Annotated in this window: 17 protein-coding genes; 14 read left to right on the forward strand and 3 right to left on the reverse strand. The window is 45.0% G+C overall.

What is annotated here, in order from left to right:
• Window positions 1-341: 341 nt before the first annotated feature.
• A complete protein-coding gene (locus AACQ83_RS10465) occupies window positions 342-1,556 on the reverse strand; it encodes a pyridoxal phosphate-dependent aminotransferase (RefSeq protein ID WP_011147308.1) in 1,215 nt (404 codons plus the stop codon).
• Window positions 1,557-2,366: 810 nt separating this feature from the next.
• On the opposite strand from AACQ83_RS10465, the gene hexA reads away from it, so the two are divergent.
• The 14 genes from hexA to nuoN all read left to right on the forward strand — a co-directional run bounded on the left by hexA (window position 2,367) and on the right by nuoN (window position 19,011).
• Entirely contained in the window at window positions 2,367-3,296 is a 930-nt protein-coding gene (gene hexA, locus AACQ83_RS10470) for a transcriptional regulator HexA (RefSeq protein WP_112877606.1), read from the forward strand.
• A gap of 705 nt (window positions 3,297-4,001) precedes the next feature.
• Window positions 4,002-4,451: an NADH-quinone oxidoreductase subunit A gene (locus AACQ83_RS10475; RefSeq protein WP_011147306.1), complete on the forward strand. Its 450-nt coding sequence runs from the start codon at window positions 4,002-4,004 to the stop codon at window positions 4,449-4,451.
• A gap of 17 nt (window positions 4,452-4,468) precedes the next feature.
• The gene (locus tag AACQ83_RS10480) at window positions 4,469-5,143 is read left to right on the forward strand and encodes a NuoB/complex I 20 kDa subunit family protein (protein ID WP_112877604.1); all 675 of its coding nucleotides are present in this window, start codon (window positions 4,469-4,471) and stop codon (window positions 5,141-5,143) included.
• 117 nt (window positions 5,144-5,260) lie between these two features.
• Window positions 5,261-7,060 (forward strand): NADH-quinone oxidoreductase subunit C/D, encoded by a 1,800-nt coding sequence (gene nuoC / locus AACQ83_RS10485; RefSeq protein WP_112877602.1) that lies wholly within the window; start codon window positions 5,261-5,263, stop codon window positions 7,058-7,060.
• A 2-nt stretch (window positions 7,061-7,062) separates the two neighbouring features.
• On the forward strand, window positions 7,063-7,611 hold the full coding sequence (nuoE, locus tag AACQ83_RS10490) for an NADH-quinone oxidoreductase subunit NuoE (protein ID WP_112877600.1): 549 nt from the start codon (window positions 7,063-7,065) through the stop codon (window positions 7,609-7,611).
• Complete coding sequence (gene nuoF / locus AACQ83_RS10495) at window positions 7,608-8,972, forward strand: NADH-quinone oxidoreductase subunit NuoF (RefSeq protein ID WP_112877598.1); 1,365 nt, start codon at window positions 7,608-7,610, stop codon at window positions 8,970-8,972. The genes nuoE and nuoF overlap by 4 nt, the downstream gene beginning before the upstream one ends.
• 75 nt (window positions 8,973-9,047) lie before the next feature.
• On the forward strand, window positions 9,048-11,774 hold the full coding sequence (gene nuoG, locus AACQ83_RS10500) for an NADH-quinone oxidoreductase subunit NuoG (RefSeq protein WP_112877648.1): 2,727 nt from the start codon (window positions 9,048-9,050) through the stop codon (window positions 11,772-11,774).
• On the forward strand, window positions 11,771-12,748 hold the full coding sequence (nuoH, locus tag AACQ83_RS10505) for an NADH-quinone oxidoreductase subunit NuoH (protein ID WP_011147300.1): 978 nt from the start codon (window positions 11,771-11,773) through the stop codon (window positions 12,746-12,748). Before nuoG ends, nuoH begins: the two co-directional genes overlap by 4 nt.
• Before the next feature lie 14 nt (window positions 12,749-12,762).
• Window positions 12,763-13,305: an NADH-quinone oxidoreductase subunit NuoI gene (gene nuoI, locus AACQ83_RS10510; RefSeq protein ID WP_112877597.1), complete on the forward strand. Its 543-nt coding sequence runs from the start codon at window positions 12,763-12,765 to the stop codon at window positions 13,303-13,305.
• A 12-nt stretch (window positions 13,306-13,317) separates the two neighbouring features.
• Window positions 13,318-13,863 carry an NADH-quinone oxidoreductase subunit J gene (nuoJ, locus tag AACQ83_RS10515; RefSeq protein WP_011147298.1) on the forward strand — a complete coding sequence of 182 codons (546 nt, stop codon included), beginning with the start codon at window positions 13,318-13,320 and terminating at the stop codon, window positions 13,861-13,863.
• Window positions 13,860-14,162 carry an NADH-quinone oxidoreductase subunit NuoK gene (gene nuoK, locus AACQ83_RS10520; RefSeq protein ID WP_011147297.1) on the forward strand — a complete coding sequence of 101 codons (303 nt, stop codon included), beginning with the start codon at window positions 13,860-13,862 and terminating at the stop codon, window positions 14,160-14,162. The genes nuoJ and nuoK overlap by 4 nt, the downstream gene beginning before the upstream one ends.
• Window positions 14,159-16,006: an NADH-quinone oxidoreductase subunit L gene (nuoL, locus tag AACQ83_RS10525; protein WP_112877595.1), complete on the forward strand. Its 1,848-nt coding sequence runs from the start codon at window positions 14,159-14,161 to the stop codon at window positions 16,004-16,006. Before nuoK ends, nuoL begins: the two co-directional genes overlap by 4 nt.
• Before the next feature lie 20 nt (window positions 16,007-16,026).
• Window positions 16,027-17,547 carry an NADH-quinone oxidoreductase subunit M gene (nuoM, locus tag AACQ83_RS10530; RefSeq protein WP_112877593.1) on the forward strand — a complete coding sequence of 507 codons (1,521 nt, stop codon included), beginning with the start codon at window positions 16,027-16,029 and terminating at the stop codon, window positions 17,545-17,547.
• Window positions 17,548-17,553: 6 nt separating this feature from the next.
• Window positions 17,554-19,011 carry an NADH-quinone oxidoreductase subunit NuoN gene (gene nuoN / locus AACQ83_RS10535; protein WP_112877591.1) on the forward strand — a complete coding sequence of 486 codons (1,458 nt, stop codon included), beginning with the start codon at window positions 17,554-17,556 and terminating at the stop codon, window positions 19,009-19,011.
• Between the two features lie 152 nt (window positions 19,012-19,163).
• Here nuoN and AACQ83_RS10540 read toward each other — a convergent pair whose 3' ends face one another.
• Both AACQ83_RS10540 and AACQ83_RS10545 read right to left on the reverse strand, forming a co-directional pair.
• On the reverse strand, window positions 19,164-20,225 hold the full coding sequence (locus AACQ83_RS10540; protein ID WP_112877589.1) for an alpha-xenorhabdolysin family binary toxin subunit B: 1,062 nt from the start codon (window positions 20,223-20,225) through the stop codon (window positions 19,164-19,166).
• A gap of 45 nt (window positions 20,226-20,270) precedes the next feature.
• Window positions 20,271-21,497: an alpha-xenorhabdolysin family binary toxin subunit A gene (locus AACQ83_RS10545; protein ID WP_112877587.1), complete on the reverse strand. Its 1,227-nt coding sequence runs from the start codon at window positions 21,495-21,497 to the stop codon at window positions 20,271-20,273.
• Window positions 21,498-21,825 lie beyond the last annotated feature (328 nt).

Raw genomic sequence — 21,825 nt, forward strand, 5'->3', positions numbered from 1 at the left:
TATTGGATATCAATAAAGAGAGTTATGGACGTGGTTATCAAGGATTTCTATCTGACAGGTGAGGTTTTCACCAGTGAAGAAAAAGTGGGTAGGCGAGACTTATCGGAATAGAAGAAATAAGTTTTCGCCTATTCCGATAGAACGCATGGTATGAATAATGTCCGTTATCAGCGATATTTTTCTATACCCGTTATCCTTCAAGTTGCCTCTTTAGTTGGCTGCACTCGTTCACCCCGGTCACGCTCACCCCGGTCACATAGTTACCTATGCTCCCGGGGCTTCACTCCCTTGCCGTCGTGATGCATCTTGAAATCCATAGGGTATATAAACGGTTCTTATTTTTACTGATGATATTTGCCAATAAATCGGGCGAATTTCTGAATTGCCATCTCTAGTTCATCAAGCCTTGGTAGGGTCACGATGCGGAGATGGTCAGGTTCCGGCCAGTTAAATGCGGTTCCCTGCACTAACAAGACCTTCTCTTGTAATAAAAGGTCAAGCACCATCTTCTGGTCATCGTGAACATTAAAACGTTTCGCATCAATTTTTGGAAACATATATAAAGCGCCTTTAGGTTTCACGCAGGAAACGCCGGGGATTTGATTAATTAATTCCCATGCTCGGTTACGCTGCTCATACAAGCGGCCACCAGGTAAAATGAATTCACTGATACTTTGGTAACCGCCTAAAGCAGTTTGAATAGCGTGTTGCATTGGCACATTGGCACATAAACGCATTGATGCCAGCATCTCCAAGCCTTCAATGTAGCTCTTAGCGTGTTTCTTCGGGCCATTTAATACCATCCAGCCTTGACGAAAACCTGCAACCCGATATGTTTTGGATAATCCATTAAATGTTACCGTTAACAGATCAGGCGCGAGGGCAGCAATTGAATGATGTTCTGCATCGTCATATAAGATTTTGTCGTAAATTTCATCAGCAAAAATAATCAAATTGTGTTGCCGAGCTATTTCAACAACTTCCAATAGCAATTCTTTACTATATACAGCACCCGTTGGATTATTAGGGTTAATAATCACAATCCCACGTGTGCGGGGCGTAATTTTGTTGCGGATATCATTTAAGTCAGGGAACCAATCTGACCCTTCATCACACATATAATGTACGGCTTTGCCACTGGAAAGTGAAACTGCCGCAGTCCAGAGAGGATAATCAGGTGCGGGAACAAGCATTTCATCACCGGTATTCAGTAATGCTTGCATTGCCTGAACGATTAATTCAGAAACACCATTGCCGATATAAATATCTTCAACGGTCACGTCCATCATATTCCGGGCTTGATAATGTTGCATGATAGCTTTGCGTGCAGAATACAGACCTTTCGAATCTGAATAACCCTGTGCTGTTGGTAAGTTACGGATAACATCTACCAAGATTTCATCTGGTGCTTCAAAACCAAAGGGGGCTGGATTACCAATATTTAATTTGAGGACTTTATTGCCTTCTTCTTCAAGGCGTTTAGCTTCCTTGAGTACGGGGCCGCGGATATCATAACAAACATTATCCAATTTGCTGGATTTTTTAACTGCTAGCATAGAGAGTCTTACCTTATCTTGGTAAAAAAAGTCGCTTGGCATATAGCGTGTAACATTTAATGTACTCCTCCCTCTGAATGTTTTGAAGATGCATTGATATATTTGGTTAAAATGGTTGTTTTAGTAGGGGAGTTGTTATTTGAGTATCTTTTTATGTAAATTATGTCAGCGTTAAATCCTGAATTTACTGATGATATCAAATTTATAATCTGGATTGTTGTTGTTTTTTAGTGTGGAAATGGGGGTGTTTTTAGCGTGATAACGGCATGGCCGGGCCATTGTGGAGAGAAAGTGAGCATAGCGCAATTTGCCAATAAAAATTGTTGTGTTTGTATAATTTATTCTTATGTATAAGATTTGGCTTGAATTGGCAATTTGGAACTATATATTTTAGAAAGATCAAACAATATTTTTGATCATTTCTGGAAACTAGTTGTAAATTTATCTGAATAGGATTATTAAACATTAGTGATATTGTAGATTTTTACTTTATATTTAGTTTTTCTGATATAACTTATGTTATTCTTTGACGTGAGTCAGAAAACAAAATAACCAAACTAGAAATCACATATAGGGTGTTGTAAATAGGGATTGTCCTCAATTTTATTTAGGAATCCGAGTAACTTTTGCTAAGAAGAGGAGAAAATAAAACCCGCAATGGGTTCAATAGGTAAAAAAACAGCAGTAAATCTTTGCCCTATTTAATAGAGTAGAGTACTGTCTAAGCGATGTTAATTTAATTTGATAGTGCTTACGTAAAAACACCAGGTTAGTTAGTAATTAAAATCAAAAAAAAGTGATGAATAAACAATGATAAATGCAAATCGTCCGATAATGAATCTCGATCTCGATCTGCTAAGAACTTTTGTTGCTGTTGCTGATTTAAATACTTTTGCAGCAGCAGCAGCAGCAGTATGCAGAACGCAATCGGCTGTAAGTCAGCAAATGCAACGTTTGGAGCAGTTGGTGGGCAGAGAGTTGTTTGCCCGTCATGGCCGTAATAAGCTTCTTACAGAGCATGGTCTTCAACTTCTTGGTTATGCAAGACAAATTCTGCGCGCTAACGATGATGCCAGCGCATCATTAACCTATAGCGATGCAGAAGGTGAACTAAGAATCGGTGCATCCGATGATACGGTGGATACACTGCTCCCTTTTTTGTTAAATCGCATCGCTTCCGTTTATCCACGGATGGCAATAGACGTCCGGATAAAGCGTACTCAGTTTATTGAAAGTATGCTGGATAGCCATGAGATCGATTTGGCGCTCACAACCGCAAAAATCAGTCATCATCCAAGGACTGTTCTGCGTTCAACACCAGTATTATGGCATTGTGCTCCTGATTTCCAGCTACAGTCAAATGAACCTGTGCCACTGGTTGTGATGGATGAAACCAACCCATTCCGTCAGTTAGCGTTGGATACGCTGGATGAGGTGGGAGTATCGTGGCGGATTGCTTATGAAGCCGCTTCTCTGTCGGCAGTTCGCACGGCAGTGAATGCAGAAGTCGGTATTACTGCTCGTCCTTTGGAAATGCAAAATGCTGATCTGCGTATTTTAGGGGAGAGTGAAGGGCTTCCTCGTTTACCTGAAACCCAGTTCTCTCTGTATAGACATAGTAATGAACAAAATGAATCTGTTCTTACGGTTTTTAGTGCAATAGAGAATAAGAAAACGCCATACGTGGTAACGAGTGTTTCTGAGGAACTTCCTGATGATGACGATATTATTGATGAGTAATATCTGAAACACTTCCCTTTGCTAATACCTCCATTATGGATGGAAGGAGGTATTAGCTCCTCGAATATATTTATAAGTAATCATCAACTAAATTCACCTTATTCTGTTGTTATCGTAATCATTAAATATACGGTAGCATTTTTCTTAACACCCCCTGATTTGGTTAACAAATTGTTATATTGTTAACAAGGTAATAATTTGCTGAATTGATAAAATAAGTATTTCTGTAGTGAACGGGAACTTTTCTCGTCGCGAATGGATAAAAAATATAATTTCTTCAGATTTGAATGAATTATCATCAGTAGTAAAATTTTTTTCTGTCAAATTGTGTACTTGATCAAAGAAATACTCCCTATGTAGCAGTGGAAAGGCAGGTTTTTCCTGAGATAATGATGTGGTAAAAGCGAATTATCGGTTAAACTAGTTGCCGCCACTGTTCGCATGCCAGTTGACTGACACGTTTTAGCAGTGCGGCAGCACGATTCGTTAAGACTAAGTTTGTTGTTTGTAAATAAATGTTAGATTAATTTTGTCATAACAGACAAAATATTGTTGAGAGGAGTAAAAACCAAGAAGATTCACTCCATCAATCATTGATTAACAGTGTTTCAGATTTGGTTGTTACCCCTTCCCTTGAATCGATGTGGTGCAACACTGCCAGACAAAAGAGCAGACACTTTTGACACCACTTTTGATGAGTAAGCAATGAGTATGTCAACATCCACTGAACTCTTTGCCCATCACTGGGCATTCGCGGTATTTCTTTTAGGTGCTTTCGGTCTGTGTGCTTTGATGCTGTTAGGGGCATTTTTCTTGGGCGGAAGAGCGAAAGCCCGGGCAAAACATGTCCCTTATGAATCTGGTATTGATTCTGTCGGTAGTGCTCGTCTCCGTATGTCGGCCAAGTTCTATCTGGTCGCTATGTTCTTTGTCATCTTCGATGTTGAAGCTCTGTTTTTATATGCATGGTCAGTCTCTATCAAAGAGAGTGGCTGGTTAGGCTTTATCGAAGCAAGCATTTTCATTTTGGTGTTACTTGCAGGCTTGTTTTATCTGGTGCGTATTGGGGCGCTGAATTGGACGCCATCTCGTTCAAGCCGCCAGGTAAGTAAACCAAGTGTTGTGATTAACATTAACAATAGTCATCCGCAGTAATAGCGAGGCATTTAAAGATGGATTATACGCTCACCCGCATAGATCCGAACGGTGAGAATGACCGTTATCCCCTGCAAAAACAGGAAATTGTCGCAGACCCATTGGAGCAGCATGTTCACCGTAGTGTTTACATGGGCAAACTGGAGCATGCTCTGCATGATATGGTGAATTGGGGACGTAAAAACTCCCTGTGGCCCTACAACTTTGGTCTTTCCTGCTGTTATGTGGAAATGGCGACATCATTTACCGCTGTTCATGATGTCGCTCGTTTTGGCGCTGAAGTTTTACGTGCATCACCCCGCCAAGCGGATTTTATGGTGGTCGCTGGAACCTGTTTTACCAAAATGGCGCCGGTTATTCAGCGCCTGTATGACCAGATGCTTGAGCCGAAGTGGGTTATCTCTATGGGAGCTTGTGCCAACTCTGGCGGTATGTACGATATTTACTCTGTCGTTCAAGGTGTCGATAAGTTTATCCCTGTTGATGTTTATATTCCTGGCTGTCCTCCCCGTCCTGAAGCTTATATGCAAGCTCTGTTGTTGTTACAAGAGTCAATCGGCAAAGAGCGTCGTCCGTTGTCTTGGGTAGTGGGAGAGCAAGGGGTTTACCGTGCCAATATGCAGTCAGAAAGAGAACGTAAGCACGGGGAACGTATCGCAGTGAAAAATCTGCGTACGCCAGACGAAGTTTAAGAATTTGTCTTTAGACAGTAGGCATTACTAAAGTAGCCTAATGAATGTAACCAGAGCAATGTGTTGCGATACTAATCCTGATCAAAACGAACACTGATCAAAGCGTTGTGGTGAAAAATGATGATAGATCAGATAGCGCAAGAAAGCGCCCGGCCTGCGTGGCAAACTCATGATCATCTTGATGATCCGGTCATGAGTGAGCTGCGTAACCACTTTGGCCCGGATGCCTTTACTGTTCAGCCAACCCGTACAGGTATACCCGTTGTCTGGGTGAAGCGTGAACAATTACTGGAAGTAATGACTTTCCTGAAGAAGCTGCCTAAACCTTATGTCATGTTATTTGATTTGCATGGCATGGATGAACGCCAGCGTACTTATCGCCAGGGTCTGCCAGAGGCAGATTTTTCTGTGTTTTATCACCTGCTTTCTATTGAGCGTAACCGCGATATCATGTTGAAGGTTGCCCTCAGTGAAAAAGACCTGAATCTCCCGACTGCAACTCCTCTGTTCCCAAATGCCAACTGGTATGAGCGTGAAACATGGGAAATGTTTGGTATTGTCTTTAACGGCCATCCAAATCTGCGCCGCATTATGTTGCCGCCGACTTGGGAAGGGCATCCGTTGCGGAAGGATTATCCTGCTCGTGCGACAGAATTTGATCCTTTCGAATTGACCAGACAGAAAGAAGATCTGGAAATGGAAGCACTGACTTTCAAACCAGAAGAGTGGGGAATGAAGCGGGGTACCGAGAATGAGGACTTTATGTTCCTTAACCTTGGTCCTAACCATCCCTCTTCTCATGGGGCATTTCGTATCATTCTGCAACTGGATGGTGAAGAGATTGTTGATTGTGTCCCGGATATTGGTTATCACCATCGTGGCGCGGAGAAGATGGGAGAGCGACAATCTTGGCACAGTTATATTCCCTATACAGACCGTATTGAATACTTAGGCGGTTGTGTTAACGAAATGCCTTATGTGCTGGCGGTGGAGAAACTGGCGGGAATTGACGTGCCTGACCGGGTAAAAACCATTCGCGTTATGTTGTCGGAATTGTTCCGCATTAACAGCCACCTACTCTACATCTCGACTTTCATTCAGGACGTTGGCGGGATGACACCGGTGTTCTTCGCCTTTACTGACCGTCAGAAAGTGTATGATCTGGTGGAGGCGATTACCGGTTTCCGTATGCACCCAGCGTGGTTCCGCATTGGCGGCGTTGCTCATGATTTGCCGCGTGGTTGGGATAGATTATTGCGCGATTTCCTCAACTGGATGCCCAAACGTCTTGATTCCTACGTGAAAGTGGCGCTGAAAAACAGCATCCTGAAAGGCCGTTCTATTGGAGTTGCTGCTTATAATTCCAAACAAGCTCTTGAATGGGGCACCACTGGAGCGGGTTTGCGGGCAACGGGTATCGCGTTTGATGTGCGTAAATGGCGTCCATACTCCGGCTATGAAAATTTCGATTTCGACGTGCCGATTGGTAATAACGGCGACTGTTATGACCGCGTGATGTTGAAAGTGGAAGAAGTGCGTCAGAGCTTGCGAATCTTGAAACAGTGTCTGAATAATATGCCTGAAGGTCCATTCAAAGCAGATCATCCACTGACGACGCCACCACCGAAAGAGCGTACTTTGCAGCATATTGAGACTATGATTAACCACTTTTTGCAAGTGTCATGGGGACCGGTAATGCCAGCAAATGAATCTTTCCAAATGATTGAGGCCACTAAGGGCATCAACAGCTATTATCTCACCAGCGACGGCAGTACTGTCAGTTACCGTACCCGCGTCCGTACACCGAGTTATCCGCATTTGCAGCAGATCCCATCGGTAATTCGCGGTAGCTTAGTTTCTGACCTGATCGTGTATCTGGGCAGTATTGATTTTGTTATGTCTGATGTGGATCGCTAACTATGCAAAGTGAAATTAACGCGAGTGCTCAACAAGCGCGCCTTGATGTGGTTAACGTAGCAGAGTCTCAGGCAAAAGCAGATTTTGTGCTGAGCACCGAAGAGCACGATGCTATTGAGCATGAAAAACACCACTACGAAGATCCGCGTGCCGCTTCGATAGAAGCATTGAAAATCGTACAGAAGCATCGTGGTTGGGTACCGGATGGCGCTATTTACGCGATTGCTGATGTGCTTGGTATTCCCGCTAGTGATGTGGAAGGTGTGGCAACATTCTACAGCCAGATTTACCGTCAACCTGTGGGCCGCCATATTATTCGTTATTGTGACAGCGTGGTTTGTCATATTACCGGTTATCAAGATGTTCAGGCTGCAATTGAAAAACATCTAAATATCTGTCCGGGACAGACGACGAAAGATGGGCGTTTTACGCTGTTGCCAACCTGTTGTCTGGGTAACTGTGACAAAGGCCCGACGATGATGATCGATGACGATACGCACAGTTCTGTCAGACCTGAAGAGATTGAAAAGTTACTGGAGCAGTATCCATGACAGCATATTCAGGAATAAAAGAAATTATTCGTACTGAGGAAAACCATCCTCTTACTTGGCGATTGCGTGATGACAAACAACCGGTATGGTTGGATGAGTACCGTAGCAAAAATGGTTATCGAGGTGCTGAGAAAGCACTGAAAAGCATGTCCCCAAATGAAGTGGTTTCTCTGGTAAAAGACGCCGGGCTGAAAGGCCGTGGCGGTGCAGGTTTCTCTACTGGTTTGAAGTGGAGCCTGATGCCAAAAGATGAAAGCATGAATATCCGTTATCTGCTATGTAACGCAGATGAAATGGAGCCAGGTACCTACAAAGATCGCTTGCTGATGGAGCAACTTCCTCATTTGCTGGTGGAAGGGATGTTGATCAGTGCATTTGCCCTGAAAGCTTATCGTGGCTATATCTTCCTGCGTGGTGAATATGTGGAAGCGGCTGTGCATCTGCGTAAAGCCATCGAAGAAGCTAAGGCTGCGGGTTTGTTGGGTAAAGACATTATGGGCAGCGGCTTTGATTTTGAGTTGTTTGTTCATACCGGCGCGGGGCGTTATATCTGTGGTGAAGAGACCGCACTGATTAACTCATTGGAAGGTCGCCGAGCGAATCCTCGTTCAAAACCGCCATTTCCAGCCACTTCCGGCGCATGGGGTAAACCTACTTGCGTCAACAACGTTGAAACCTTGTGCAACGTTCCTTCAATTCTCGAATACGGTAAAGAGTGGTATATCGGTTTAAGTGCAGGCAAGAGTAAAGATGCCGGTACCAAACTGATGGGTTTCTCTGGTCGGGTGAAAAATCCGGGCTTGTGGGAACTGCCATTTGGTACGACTGCTCGTGAAATTCTTGAAGATTATGCTGGCGGTATGCGTGACGGCTTGAAATTCAAAGCATGGCAGCCCGGTGGTGCAGGAACTGACTTCCTGACTGCTGAACATCTGGATCTGCCAATGGATTTCGAAAATATTGCTAAAGCGGGCAGCCGTTTGGGCACGGCCTTGGCAATGGCAGTTGACCATGAAATTAATATGGTTTCGTTGACGCGTAATCTCGAAGAATTCTTTGCCCGTGAATCTTGCGGCTGGTGTACTCCATGTCGTGACGGGTTGCCGTGGAGCGTAAAAATCCTGCGTGCAATAGAACGTGGGGAAGGGCAACCCGGGGATATTGAAACGTTGGAGCAGCTCTGTCGTTTCCTTGGGCCAGGTAATACGTTCTGTGCTCACGCACCAGGGGCCGTGGAACCACTACAGAGTGCCATCAAATATTTCCGTGATGAATTCGAAGCTGGAATTGTGACTAAAGACTATGGGAACACCCATTTCATTGCGGGTATCCAGTCAAACCTGTTAAAGCAGCGTTGGTAATGGGTTCTTCACGAAATTAGCAGAATTTTTGATTAACACTTGCTGAAAAGCAGGTCATTTGGAAGCATGCTGACTATGGCTACGATACATGTAGACGGCAAAAAATATGATGTAGACGGGGCTGATAACCTGTTACAAGCTTGCCTCTCTTTGGGGTTAGATATTCCTTATTTTTGCTGGCATCCAGCGCTTGGAAGCGTTGGCGCTTGCCGCCAGTGTGCGGTGAAGCAATATCAAAATGCGGATGATACGCGCGGTCGTCTGATAATGTCCTGTATGACTCCGGCAACGGATGGCACTTTTATCTCTATTGATGATGAAGAGGCTAAACAGTTCCGTGAGAGTGTGGTTGAGTGGTTGATGACTAACCATCCGCACGATTGCCCGGTATGTGAAGAAGGGGGCAACTGTCACTTACAGGATATGACTGTGATGACCGGTCATACATTCCGTAAATACCGTTTTACTAAGCGTACTCATAACAATCAGGAATTGGGGCCGTTTATTTCTCATGAAATGAACCGCTGTATTGCTTGTTATCGTTGCGTACGTTACTACAAAGATTATGCCGACGGCACTGATTTTGGTGTTTATGGCGCTCACGATAACATCTATTTTGGTCGCCCTGAAAGTGGCACGTTGGAAAGCGAGTTCTCCGGTAACCTGGTAGAAATCTGTCCAACCGGGGTATTTACTGATAAAACCCATTCTGAACGTTATAACCGTAAATGGGATATGCAGTTTGCGCCAAGTATCTGTCAACAGTGTAGCATTGGCTGTAATACCAGCCCCGGGGAGCGTTATGGTGAATTACGCCGTATCGAGAACCGTTATAACGGTACGGTAAACCACTATTTTATGTGTGACCGTGGTCGTTTCGGTTACGGTTATGTCAACCGTAAAGATCGCCCTCGCCAGCCACGGCAATTGCGTGGTGATCATTGGATCTCGCTTAACGCTGAACAGGCCATGCAGGGTGGGGCGGATATTTTGCGTCAGGCCAAAAATGCCATCGGTATCGGTTCTCCACGCGCCAGTCTGGAAAGCAACTTTGCACTACGTGAACTGGTTGGCGCGGAAAACTTCTATAGTGGGATTGCTGCGGCTGAACAACAACGCCTTGATATGATGCTGGAAATTCTGCAACAGGGTGGTGTTTATACACCGTCGCTGCGTGAAATTGAAAGCTATGATGCGGTATTGATTTTAGGCGAAGATTTAACGCAAACCGGTGCCCGGATGGCACTGGCGGTTCGTCAGGCTGTGAAAGGTAAAGCCCGTGAAATGGCTGCTGCTCAGAAAGTTGCTGATTGGCAGATTGCCGCTGTGATGAATATTGGTCAGCGTGCCAAATATCCTCTGTTTGTAACTAACGTGGATGATACGCATCTGGATGATATCGCAGCGTGGAATTATCGTGCGCCGGTTGATGATCAGGCTCGTTTTGGTTTTGCAGTCGCTCATGCATTGGATAACACGGCGCCGGCCGTCGAGAATTTGCCTGACGAATTGAGAGCCAAAGTGGATATGGTTGCGCAAGCATTGATTGGCGCTAAGAAACCATTAATTATCAGCGGCAGTAACGTCGGCAGTGATACGATTATTCAAGCAGCTGCTAATATTGCCTGGGCACTGAAAGACCGAGGTTCAGATGTCGGTTTGTCGTTTGTTGCAATCTATGCGAATAGTATTGGATTGGCAATGATGGAGGCTCAGCCACTGGATGTTGCTCTGCAACGTATAAGTAGTGGTAAATCTGATACGGCTATTGTGATGGAAAATGATCTCTATCGGCATGCCGCAGCAGATAAGGTAGACGATGCACTGAACAATCTGAAAAACCTGGTTGTGGTTGACCATCAACGCACTGCTATCATGGATAAAGCCCATTTGATTCTGCCAGCTTCCAGCTTTGCAGAAAGTGACGGCACGTTGGTGAATCAGGAGGGTCGGGCTCAGCGTTATTTCCAAGTTTTCGAACCCTCTTTCTATGACAAATCGGTGGTGATGCTGGAGAGTTGGCGTTGGTTGCACTCCTTGCATACAACGTATGCTGAACGTCATTTGGATTGGACGCAGCTTGACCATGTGATTGATGCCTGCGTTGAAGCAATGCCACAGCTTAAAGGCATTGTTGATGCCGCGCCTGATTCTACGTTCCGCATCCGTGGTCAGAGACTGGCTCGTTCACCACACCGTTACAGTGGTCGTACTGCTATGTTGGCGAATCTCAGCGTACATGAGCAACGTCAGCCGCAGGATGTCGATTCGCCATTTGCTTTCTCAATGGAAGGTAACAATAGTCCTAATGCCCATCGTCAGCAGGTGCCATTTGCATGGGCGCCGGGCTGGAACTCACCACAGGCTTGGAACAAATTCCAGGCGGAGGTAGGTGGTCATCTGCGCTTTGGCGATCCTGGTGTGCGTCTGATTGAAACCACTGATGGCGGTTTGAACTATTTTGATCAGATTCCGACAGCATTTACTGCACAAAATAACCAATGGACAGTGGCTCCTTACCATCATTTGTTTGGTAGTGAAGAGTTAACTCAACGTTCCGATGTGATTCAGGAACGCATGCCGGAGCCTTATGTGATGCTCAATAGCAAAGATGCGGATCAATTAGGTGTGAAAACGGGTTCTGTTCTGGAGTTTGATTGTTTTGGTCAGCAACTGCGTCTGGCAGTTCGTCTGAGTGAAAATCTTGCTCAAGGGCAGATCGGTTTGCCAATGGGAATGCCGGGTATTCCTCCGGTATTGGCCGGTGTTTCCGTGAATAATCTGCGGGAGGTTGCACAATGAGTTGGTTAACCCCCGAAATTATTGATGTGCTGATCGCTGTTCTGAAGGCAGTGGTGATACTGGTAGTGGTTGTTGTCTGTGGGGCATTGATGAGCTTTGGTGAACGTCGTTTGCTAGGGCTGTTTCAAAACCGTTATGGGCCTAACCGCGTAGGTTGGGGCGGATCGTTACAGATCGTCGCTGACATGATCAAAATGTTCTTCAAAGAGGACTGGGTACCCCGTTTTGCGGACAGAATGATCTTTACCTTGGCACCGGTGATTGGTTTCGTTTCTCTGTTGCTGGCATTTGCCATTGTGCCGATCACGCCGACTTGGATGGCCGCTGATCTGAACATCGGCATTTTGTTCTTCATGATGATGGCGGGTCTGGCTGTCTATGCGGTGCTGTTTGCTGGATGGTCAAGTAACAACAAATACTCGTTACTGGGGGCAATGCGCGCTTCTGCGCAGACACTGAGTTACGAAGTGTTTATTGGTCTCTCTTTTATGGGTGTTGTTGCGCAGGCGGACTCCTTCAATATGGTGGATATCGTCAATGCACAAGAGCATATGTGGAATGTCATTCCTCAGTTCTTTGGTTTCTTGACTTTTGCTATCGCGGGTGTGGCGGTGTGTCACCGTCATCCATTTGACCAGCCGGAAGCAGAACAGGAGCTGGCTGATGGCTATCATATTGAATATTCCGGTATGAAATTCGGTCTGTTCTTCGTTGGTGAATATATCGGTATTGTCACGGTTTCTGCCCTGATTGTGACAATGTTCTTTGGTGGTTGGCATGGTCCGTTCCTGCCGCCGTTTGTCTGGTTTGCGTTGAAAACGGCATTCTTCATGGTGATGTTCATCCTGATACGTGCCTCTTTACCGCGTCCGCGTTATGACCAGGTGATGGCGTTTGGCTGGAAAATCTGTCTGCCGCTGACTTTACTTAACCTGCTGGCGACTGCGGCAGTGATTTTGTACAACGCTCAATAAGGGGGGAATGAACCATGACATTGAAAGAGTTAGTGGTTGGTTTTGCCACCCAGGTACGCAGTATTTGGATGATTGGCTTGCATGCCTTTCATAAGCGCGAAACCCAAATGTATCCAGAGGAACCGGTTTATCTGCCACCCCGTTACCGTGGCCGTATTGTGTTGACGCGCGATCCGGACGGTGAAGAGCGTTGTGTTGCCTGTAACCTGTGTGCGGCTGTTTGCCCGGTGGGATGTATCTCACTGCAAAAGGCTGAACATGAAGATGGTCGTTGGTATCCAGAATTTTTCCGCATCAACTTCTCACGTTGTATTTTCTGTGGCTTATGTGAAGAAGCTTGCCCGACTACTGCGATCCAATTAACGCCTGATTTCGAAATGGGGGAATTTAAGCGTCAGGATTTGGTATATGAAAAAGAGGACCTGACGATTTCAGGTCCGGGTAAATATCCTGATTATAACTTTTACCGTAAGACAGGTGTGGCAATTGACGGCAAATCAAAAGGTGAAGCCGACAATGAAGCGAAACCTATCGACGTTAAAAGCCTGTTGCCGTAAGGAGCGATATTCATGGAATTTACGTTTTATACCGCTGGGCTGATTGCCATATTGGCAACTATCAGGGTAATTACCCATACCAATCCGATACATGCGCTTTTGTATCTGATCGTTTCTCTGCTGGCGCTTTCAGCGGTGTTTTTCTCGCTGGGCGCTTATTTTGCCGGTGCGCTAGAGATCATCGTTTACGCCGGGGCTATTATGGTGCTGTTCGTTTTCGTGGTGATGATGCTTAACCTTGGCAAATCTGTTGTTGAACAGGAGCGTGTTTGGTTGAAACCGCGGACGTGGATTGGTCCGGGAATACTGTCAACAATGCTGCTTGTTGTGCTGGTGTATACCATTATCAATGTTTCTCATGGGGATATTGCCGACAATATCACGGGTGAAGTTGTCAGTGCCAAAGAAGTGGGTATCAGTTTGTTTGGTCCGTATGTATTGGCCGTTGAACTGGCTTCTTTGCTGTTGCTTGCCGGTATGGTGGTGGCGTATCACATTGGCCGTGAACACAAACAGGGTGAAGTGCTCAGCAACCGAAATGCGGAGGAACAACCATGATACCTCTTCAACATGGACTGATTTTGGCGGCAATTCTATTTGTGTTGGGCCTGACCGGACTCATCATCCGCCGTAATCTGTTGTTTATGTTAATTGGGCTCGAAGTGATGATTAATGCTGCGGCTCTGGCTTTTGTTGTGGTAGGCAGCTATTGGGGCCAGCCAGATGGTCAAGTGATGTTTATTTTGGCTATCAGCTTGGCGGCGGCAGAGGCGAGTATTGGCTTGGCGCTGTTATTGCAGCTCTATCGTCGTCGCCAGAATCTGAATATTGATACAGTCAGTGAGATGCGCGGATGAACTTACTCTATTTAACAATTCTGCTGCCACTGCTGGGATTTTTGCTGTTGGCATTTTCCCGTGGCCGCTGGTCTGAAAATACATCAGCTACCATCGGGATTAGTTCTGTTGGTTTGGCTGCGTTGGTTACCTTATGGGTAGCTATCGATTTCAACAGTCAGAATGGCGCAGGTGATCTGGTTTACAGTCAGAACCTGTGGAACTGGATGGAAGTTGGGAATTTCAGTATTCCGTTCACTCTGGTTCTTGATGGTTTATCACTTACCATGTTGAGTGTGGTAACGGGTGTTGGTTTCCTGATCCATATGTATGCCTCGTGGTATATGCGTGGTGAAGAGGGCTATTCCCGTTTCTTCGCTTATACCAACTTGTTTATTGCCAGCATGGTGATACTGGTTCTGGCAGATAACATGATGCTGATGTATCTCGGTTGGGAAGGGGTAGGGCTGTGCAGTTATTTGCTGATTGGCTTCTACTATACCAATCCGGCGAATGGCGCCGCAGCAATGAAAGCCTTTGTCGTTACCCGTGTGGGTGACGTCTTCCTGGCTATCGGCATGTTCATTTTGTATGACAATCTGGGAACGTTGAACTTCCGCGAGTTGGCGATTTTAGCTCCACAGCATCTGGAAGCCGGTTCTTCGGTGATTACCTGGGCGACTTTGATGTTATTGGGGGGAGCAGTAGGTAAATCAGCCCAGTTGCCGTTACAAACTTGGTTGGCCGATGCGATGGCCGGTCCAACGCCAGTTTCTGCGTTGATTCATGCTGCAACGATGGTAACCGCCGGGGTCTACTTAGTTGCACGTAGTCACGGCCTATTCTTGATGGCGCCGGAAATCCTGCAACTGGTTGGCACTGTCGGTGCTGTCACGCTGGTGTTGGCAGGTTTTGCCGCGTTAGTACAAACCGATATTAAGCGTGTATTGGCTTACTCAACCATGAGCCAGATTGGTTACATGTTCTTGGCGTTGGGGGTTCAGGCGTGGGATGCAGCAATCTTCCACCTGATGACTCACGCTTTCTTTAAGGCGCTGTTGTTCCTAGCATCGGGTTCCGTCATCTTGGCCTGTCACCACGAGCAGAATATTTTCAAAATGGGAGGATTGCGTAAATCCATTCCGTTGGTTTATGCCTGCTTCCTGGTAGGTGGCGCGGCGTTATCAGCGTTGCCAATTGTCACTGCGGGTTTCTACAGTAAAGATGAAATTCTGTGGGGAGCAATGTCACATGGTCATATCAACCTTATGCTAGCTGGTCTGGCGGGGGCATTTATGACCTCTTTGTATACTTTCCGTATGATTTTCATTGTATTCCACGGTGAGGCGAAAACAAAAGCTCATCCTGTTAAGGGTATCACCCATCACCTGCCGTTACTGGTATTGCTGGTGCTTTCCACCTTTGTGGGCGCACTAATTGTGCCACCATTGGCGGGTGTATTACCGGGAAGCCATGCAACGGATCACACAGGAAAAATGACCTTGGAAGTGGTTTCTGGTGTGATCGCTGTCGCGGGTATTTTGCTGGCAATGGCACTGTATTTGGGTAAACGTCAGTTAGTGAATGGTGTGGCACAAAGTGCTCCGGGGCGTTTCTTCTCCGTATGGTGGTTTAATGCTTGGGGTTTTGATGTTCTCTATGATTGGGCATTTGTTAAGCCGTTCAAGAACATTACACATGTATTGCGAAACGATCCGCTAAATTCATTGATGAATATTCCTGCGGTGTTATCACGCTGGAGTAACAAAGGTCTTAGTCTGAGTGAAAATGGACAGGTCCGTTGGTACGTTGCCTCTATGGGGTTGGGTGCAGTGCTGGTTTTAGCTCTGCTGCTACTGGTTTAATTTAAGGGATACATTGCGCCATGCTATTACCTTGGCTAATTCTTATGCCCTTCATCGGTGGCCTGTTGAGTTGGCAGGCTGAACGCTTCGGTACCCGTGTACCGCGTTGGATCGCGTTAATTTCGATGGGGTTGACTCTGGTGCTCTCTCTGCAACTGTGGTTGCTGGGGGACTATACCTTGGTGAATCCGCAAGGGATCCCTCAATGGCAAGAGGAATTTCTTATGCCATGGATCCCACGTTTTGGTATCAGTATTCACCTTGCTCTGGATGGCTTATCGTTGCTGATGGTGGTGTTGACCGCACTACTGGGGCTGATGGCTATTCTCTGTTCATGGACGGAAAATCAGCCATATCAGGGCTTTTTCCACTTGAACCTGCTGTGGATCTTGGGTGGTGTGATGGGGGTGTTCCTCGCTATCGACATGTTCCTATTCTTCTTTTTCTGGGAAATGATGTTGGTGCCGATGTACTTCTTGATTGCACTGTGGGGGCACCGAGGCTCAGGCGGTAAAACCCGTATCACCGCAGCGACCAAGTTTTTCATTTACACCCAGGCGAGTGGCTTGGTGATGTTAATTGCGATTATGGCGCTGGTACTGGTTCACTATGACGGGACAGGTGAGTGGACATTCAGCTATGGAAAGCTGCTGAATACACCAATGTCACATACCGTTCAATACTTGCTGATGCTCGGTTTCTTCATTGCTTTTGCTGTAAAAATGCCAGTAGTGCCTTTACATGGGTGGTTACCTGATGCGCACAGTCAGGCACCAACAGCGGGTTCTGTTGACCTGGCGGGTATCTTGCTGAAAACCGCAGGTTATGGTCTGTTGCGTTTCGGTTTGCCACTGTTCCCGGAAGCTTCTCATGAGTTTACTCCCATTGCGATGTGGTTCGGTGTGCTTGGGATCTTCTATGGCGCATGGATGGCATTCAGCCAGACAGATATCAAACGCTTGATTGCTTATACCAGTATCTCTCATATGGGGTTTGTGTTAATCGCGATCTATTCTGGCAGCCAGCTTGCTTACCAAGGGGCAATTATTCAGATGATTGCTCATGGTCTGTCAGCCGCAGGTCTGTTTATTCTCTGTGGGCAGCTTTATGAGCGCTTACATACCCGTGATATGAATCTTATGGGTGGTTTGTGGAAACGTGTGCAGTTCTTGCCTGCGTTATCGCTCTCTTTTGCTGTGGCGACACTAGGGATGCCGGGGACCGGTAACTTCGTCGGTGAATTTATGATCCTGTTTGGTAGTTTTAGTGAATTTCCGTTAATTATAACGATTTCTGTGTTTGGTCTGGTCTTTGCCTCTGTCTATGCTCTGTATATGATGCAGCGTGCTTACTACGGTGAATCAAAATCAGATGAACCACTAAGACGAATGGATATGCGAGAAGTATCCATTGTAATGGTGCTGTTGATATTACTGGTGGTGATGGGCTTCTACCCACAACCTATCCTTGATACTTCAGCGGCAGCGATGGATAACATCCAGACCTGGTATTCAGCTTCAATTTCAACTACAAGGCCGTAATTCGCCATGACAATAACTCCTCAACAACTGATCGCGCTGTTACCGCTGTTGATCGTCGGATTGACGGTAGTCGTTGTGATGCTGTCCATTGCGTGGCGACGCGATCACTTTATTAATACCACTCTGACCGTGATAGGTTTGAATCTGGCTCTGCTGTCTCTCTATTTTGTCGGACAGCAAGAAGCGATGGATGTCACTCCACTGGTTCATGTGGATCGCTATGCTATGCTCTATATCGGTCTTGTACTGGTTGCAAGCTTAGCAACGACGACTTTCGCCTATTCTTGGTTAGAAAATTACCCAGATAACAAAGAAGAGTTTTATTTGCTGGTGCTGATTGCGACAGTGGGCGGGATTCTTCTGGCGTGTGCAAACCACCTGGCATCATTGTTTATCGGTATTGAGTTATTAACTTTACCGCTGTTTGGCTTGATTGGTTATGCATATCGTCAGAAACGCTCTCTGGAAGCGGCTATCAAGTATATGCTGCTGTCTGCGGCAGCCTCTTCTTTCATGCTGTTTGGTATAGCGTTGTTATATGCGGAATCAGGCGATCTCTCTTTTGCCGCACTGGGGCATCGTTTGTCTGACAGCTATATCTATCAACCTTTGATACTGTCAGGCTTGGGTATGCTGGTTGTTGGCCTTGGCTTTAAATTATCACTGGTGCCTTTCCATCTCTGGACACCGGATGTTTATCAGGGAGCGCCTGCTCCGGTCTCCACCTTTCTGGCAACAGCCAGTAAGATAGCGATTTTCGCAGTAGTAGTGCGTTTGTTTGTTGAAGCACCAATGGCGGATAGTGAAGCACTGCGTACGGTATTAACCGTTATTGCAATTGCTTCTATGCTGTTCGGTAACTTGATGGCGCTGACCCAGACAAATATCAAACGGCTGCTTGGTTACTCTTCTATTGCTCACTTGGGTTATCTGCTGGTGGCGCTGGTGGCGGTACAGAACCACCAGCTTTCAGAAGAAACGGTCGGTATCTATCTGGCAGGTTATCTGTTTAGCAGTATTGGTGCATTTGGCGTTGTTAGCCTCATGTCCAGCCCATATAAAGGGCCGGATGCAGATTCCCTCTACTCATACCGTGGCCTGTTTTGGCATAAACCTATTCTGTCTGCGGTGATGACGGTGATGATGTTGTCACTGGCGGGGATCCCAATGACGTTCGGTTTTATTGGTAAGTTCTACGTCATTGTGTTGGGTGTGAAAGCGGAACTGTGGTGGCTGACGGGGGCTGTGGTTGTGGGTAGTGCTATCGGTTTGTATTACTACCTGCGGGTCATGGTCAGTTTGTATCTACCTGCGCCGAAGGCCCTTAACCGTGACACGCCAAGGAACTGGGCATCGACTGCTGGCGGGATCGTTGTTCTGATTTCTGCATTATTGGTGTTAGCGTTAGGTATCTGGCCTCAACCGCTGATTGATGTGATACAGCAAGCGAAAATTATTCTCTAAATAGCCAGTCAGTTGTTACGGATTATTTGGAATATAAAAACCCGGTAAGATCATCCTTACCGGGTTATTGCAATTTATTGATAACGCTTTCTTCTCCCTGATCAGTGTTTCAATTGCCTGATGAAGATCAAAGATCAGGGGATAAGCCATATTTATTTCACTAGAAGCCCGCTATATTGTGATTCCAGATTGTCAAGGTAGTCTAGTTGATCGTGTATGAGTTTAGTCAGGTTTTGCTGACGGGTTTGATCATCTATGGTCTCCTGTAATTGTCTGGCAAAGATGTTCCATACTTGTTCCAGTTGAGTTGCCTGGAGTAATAGGGTAGTGCGTTCTTTGTCGATTTGATGCACATCAGCTATACCGGTAATCCGTTGTTCCACGCCTTTTAACTGAGTTTTTAAATCGTCGCAATCTGTGGTTAATTGAGCGATTTGTTTATCCAATTTGATTCTGGCATCAGCTAGCTCAACATATTTTAGTCCTGTGGAGATATTACTCAGAATCTTTTTAGTGATCTCAATTCCTTGTTTGATCGCTTGTTTAATGAGTTCTTTTTTGGGGCTAGCCAGATTCAGTTTGTCCAGTTCACTGACATCGGGAATATAATCCTTAAACATATCGGCCAGATTATATTGACGGATAATATTTTGGCTTTCGATGAGCTTGTCGCGATCTGGGATTAATTTGGTCTTATCCTGCTCTTTCTGCGTGATATCGGCTTGCAGCTCTTCTTTTCTTTCCTGTTCTTCTTTCAGGCGCTCTTCCAGACGTTCTAAAATAACGACATTACTAACGTCGGCAATTTTGCTGGTCATTATGTTAGCTTCTTCGTGTAAGCTGGAAATGACGTTTTTAACATCTTTGTTTAAACTGCGTACTTGCTCTAAACGTGCTTCCAACAGGGTATTTCGTGTTTCGTCATCCAATTCGGTATTTTCCAAAGCGGTATCAATTTCGATGATGGTCTGGAAATAATCTTGCGGCGGGAGTTGCCTCAGAACAGTTTGTAGTTGAGGTACAGAGGCGCGAGCGGCTTCGTCGATATCACGACTATATAAGCTTATCCGTAGAGTTTTTTCTTGAATAATTTCAATGCCTGATTTTTGCTGATGCGTTAAACGCCAGATGTTTTTCACCGCTTGACTCAAAGTTTTTACGTTAATTTCTGGATAAATGATCGTTTTCTGAGGGAAAGTGATGACGTCAGTCATTTTAATACTCCTTTTTTCCGTAAGTCCTATGTAATACGTGAATGATTAGTTATAGCGAGATTTGTATTCTTTCAATGCTTCATCGAAAACCTTGACCAATTGTTTCGCGGAACCTTCTACTTCTTTCCAAGGGTTTATGACTTGCTGGAATTTAGTCATAAAAGAGGTCAGGTTCAGAGCATCGTTAATTTGGCTGAATTTATCTTTGGAAGCATTGATCTGGGTCAGCATGGATTGCCACATGTAATCCAAATGGTTCAGCGCGACTTCTGCATCCAACAAACGGGTATCGATGTCGCTAAAATCAAGGGATAAACTAGTAATAGACTTTTGCAGTGCGCGTTTACCTTTGATGCTCTCTTCCAGGCTTCGCACTTCTTCGATCAGCATATTTTTCCGTTTTCGCACTTCCTCTGCTTTGGAACCAAAGATGCCACCGGTAATAGCGAGGCCGATAAGCCCTCCTGCGATACCAGAGAAAGCCAGGCCGACGAATTTATCGTAGTCTTTCTTGAGTTGGACAATGTCCTCTTTTTTCTCAATGATTTTCTCATCCAGATCTCCGATGTTGACCGACATCTTATTGTCTTTCATCAGCTTTCTCTTATTTTCGACTTGTGGTTGTAAGCCCAAGGCAATGCTGCCGTTTGATAACCTGCCACCAATCAGCTTTAGCTTGAAATCGGATACTTCAGCTTTGACCTTTTCAGTTTTTTCCTGTTGTTTCTTAATATCACTTTTCATGGTGTCAAGGATTTCCCCTAGAACATAGGATACTTCTCTGTCTTCATAGGTATAGGTGATCTCGGCGAGTTGTCTGTCCGATATTTCTCCTAATCTCCTTTTTATACGTGTGATAATTGGCATTTCATTAATGATGCTAATGATGTTTTCACCCGTTTCGGTAATTTGTTTGCCAACAACTTCCAGGTCTATGCTCTGTTGCAGAATATCGTTTTCCACATCGCTCCAGCTAAACGAGTGAGTGCGGATTTCTTCAAACAAAGTGTGAATATCTTCTGGTTCTAATCCAGCGATATCGATCTTTTGGTAACCCAAGTAGTTTTTCACTTCCTCAAGATTAAAAGGGAGTGATAGACCTTTTTTAATATACAGTTTGATATTAATCAAGTCTTCTTTGGTAAATATTCCTCCGGGGCGTGCAACACCTTCTTGTTTACCAGTCAGTAATTGCAAGGTAGCCGAGGGAATATCTGTTTCATTTAGTGTTTTTTCCGCTGGAAGTTGAGCTAATAACATATATTTCTCCATTAATGGTTCTTGCTTTATTGAAAAATTATTAAATACATCAAGGCACAACCGAACGTCATAATACTCATGTTGTTAAATTAATGTTGTATTTTTTATTGAATAATCTGAATTAAAAATACATATATTTTCATGATTAATTGTTGTGAAAATAGTTTAATTCATGAGTTTTATTAAATAATTGTCTATATTTTTATCAATCTTAAATGAAATTATTTATGATTTTTTTATATCTAATATATGAAATTAAATAGTATGAATTTTTATTATTTTAGTAATCAAATGTAAAAATAATATTTTGTCTTTCTTGTTTATATGGTTTGGTATTTCA

The sequence above is a fragment of the Photorhabdus sp. S10-54 genome, from assembly GCF_963878145.1.
GTDB lineage: Bacteria > Pseudomonadota > Gammaproteobacteria > Enterobacterales > Enterobacteriaceae > Photorhabdus > Photorhabdus kayaii.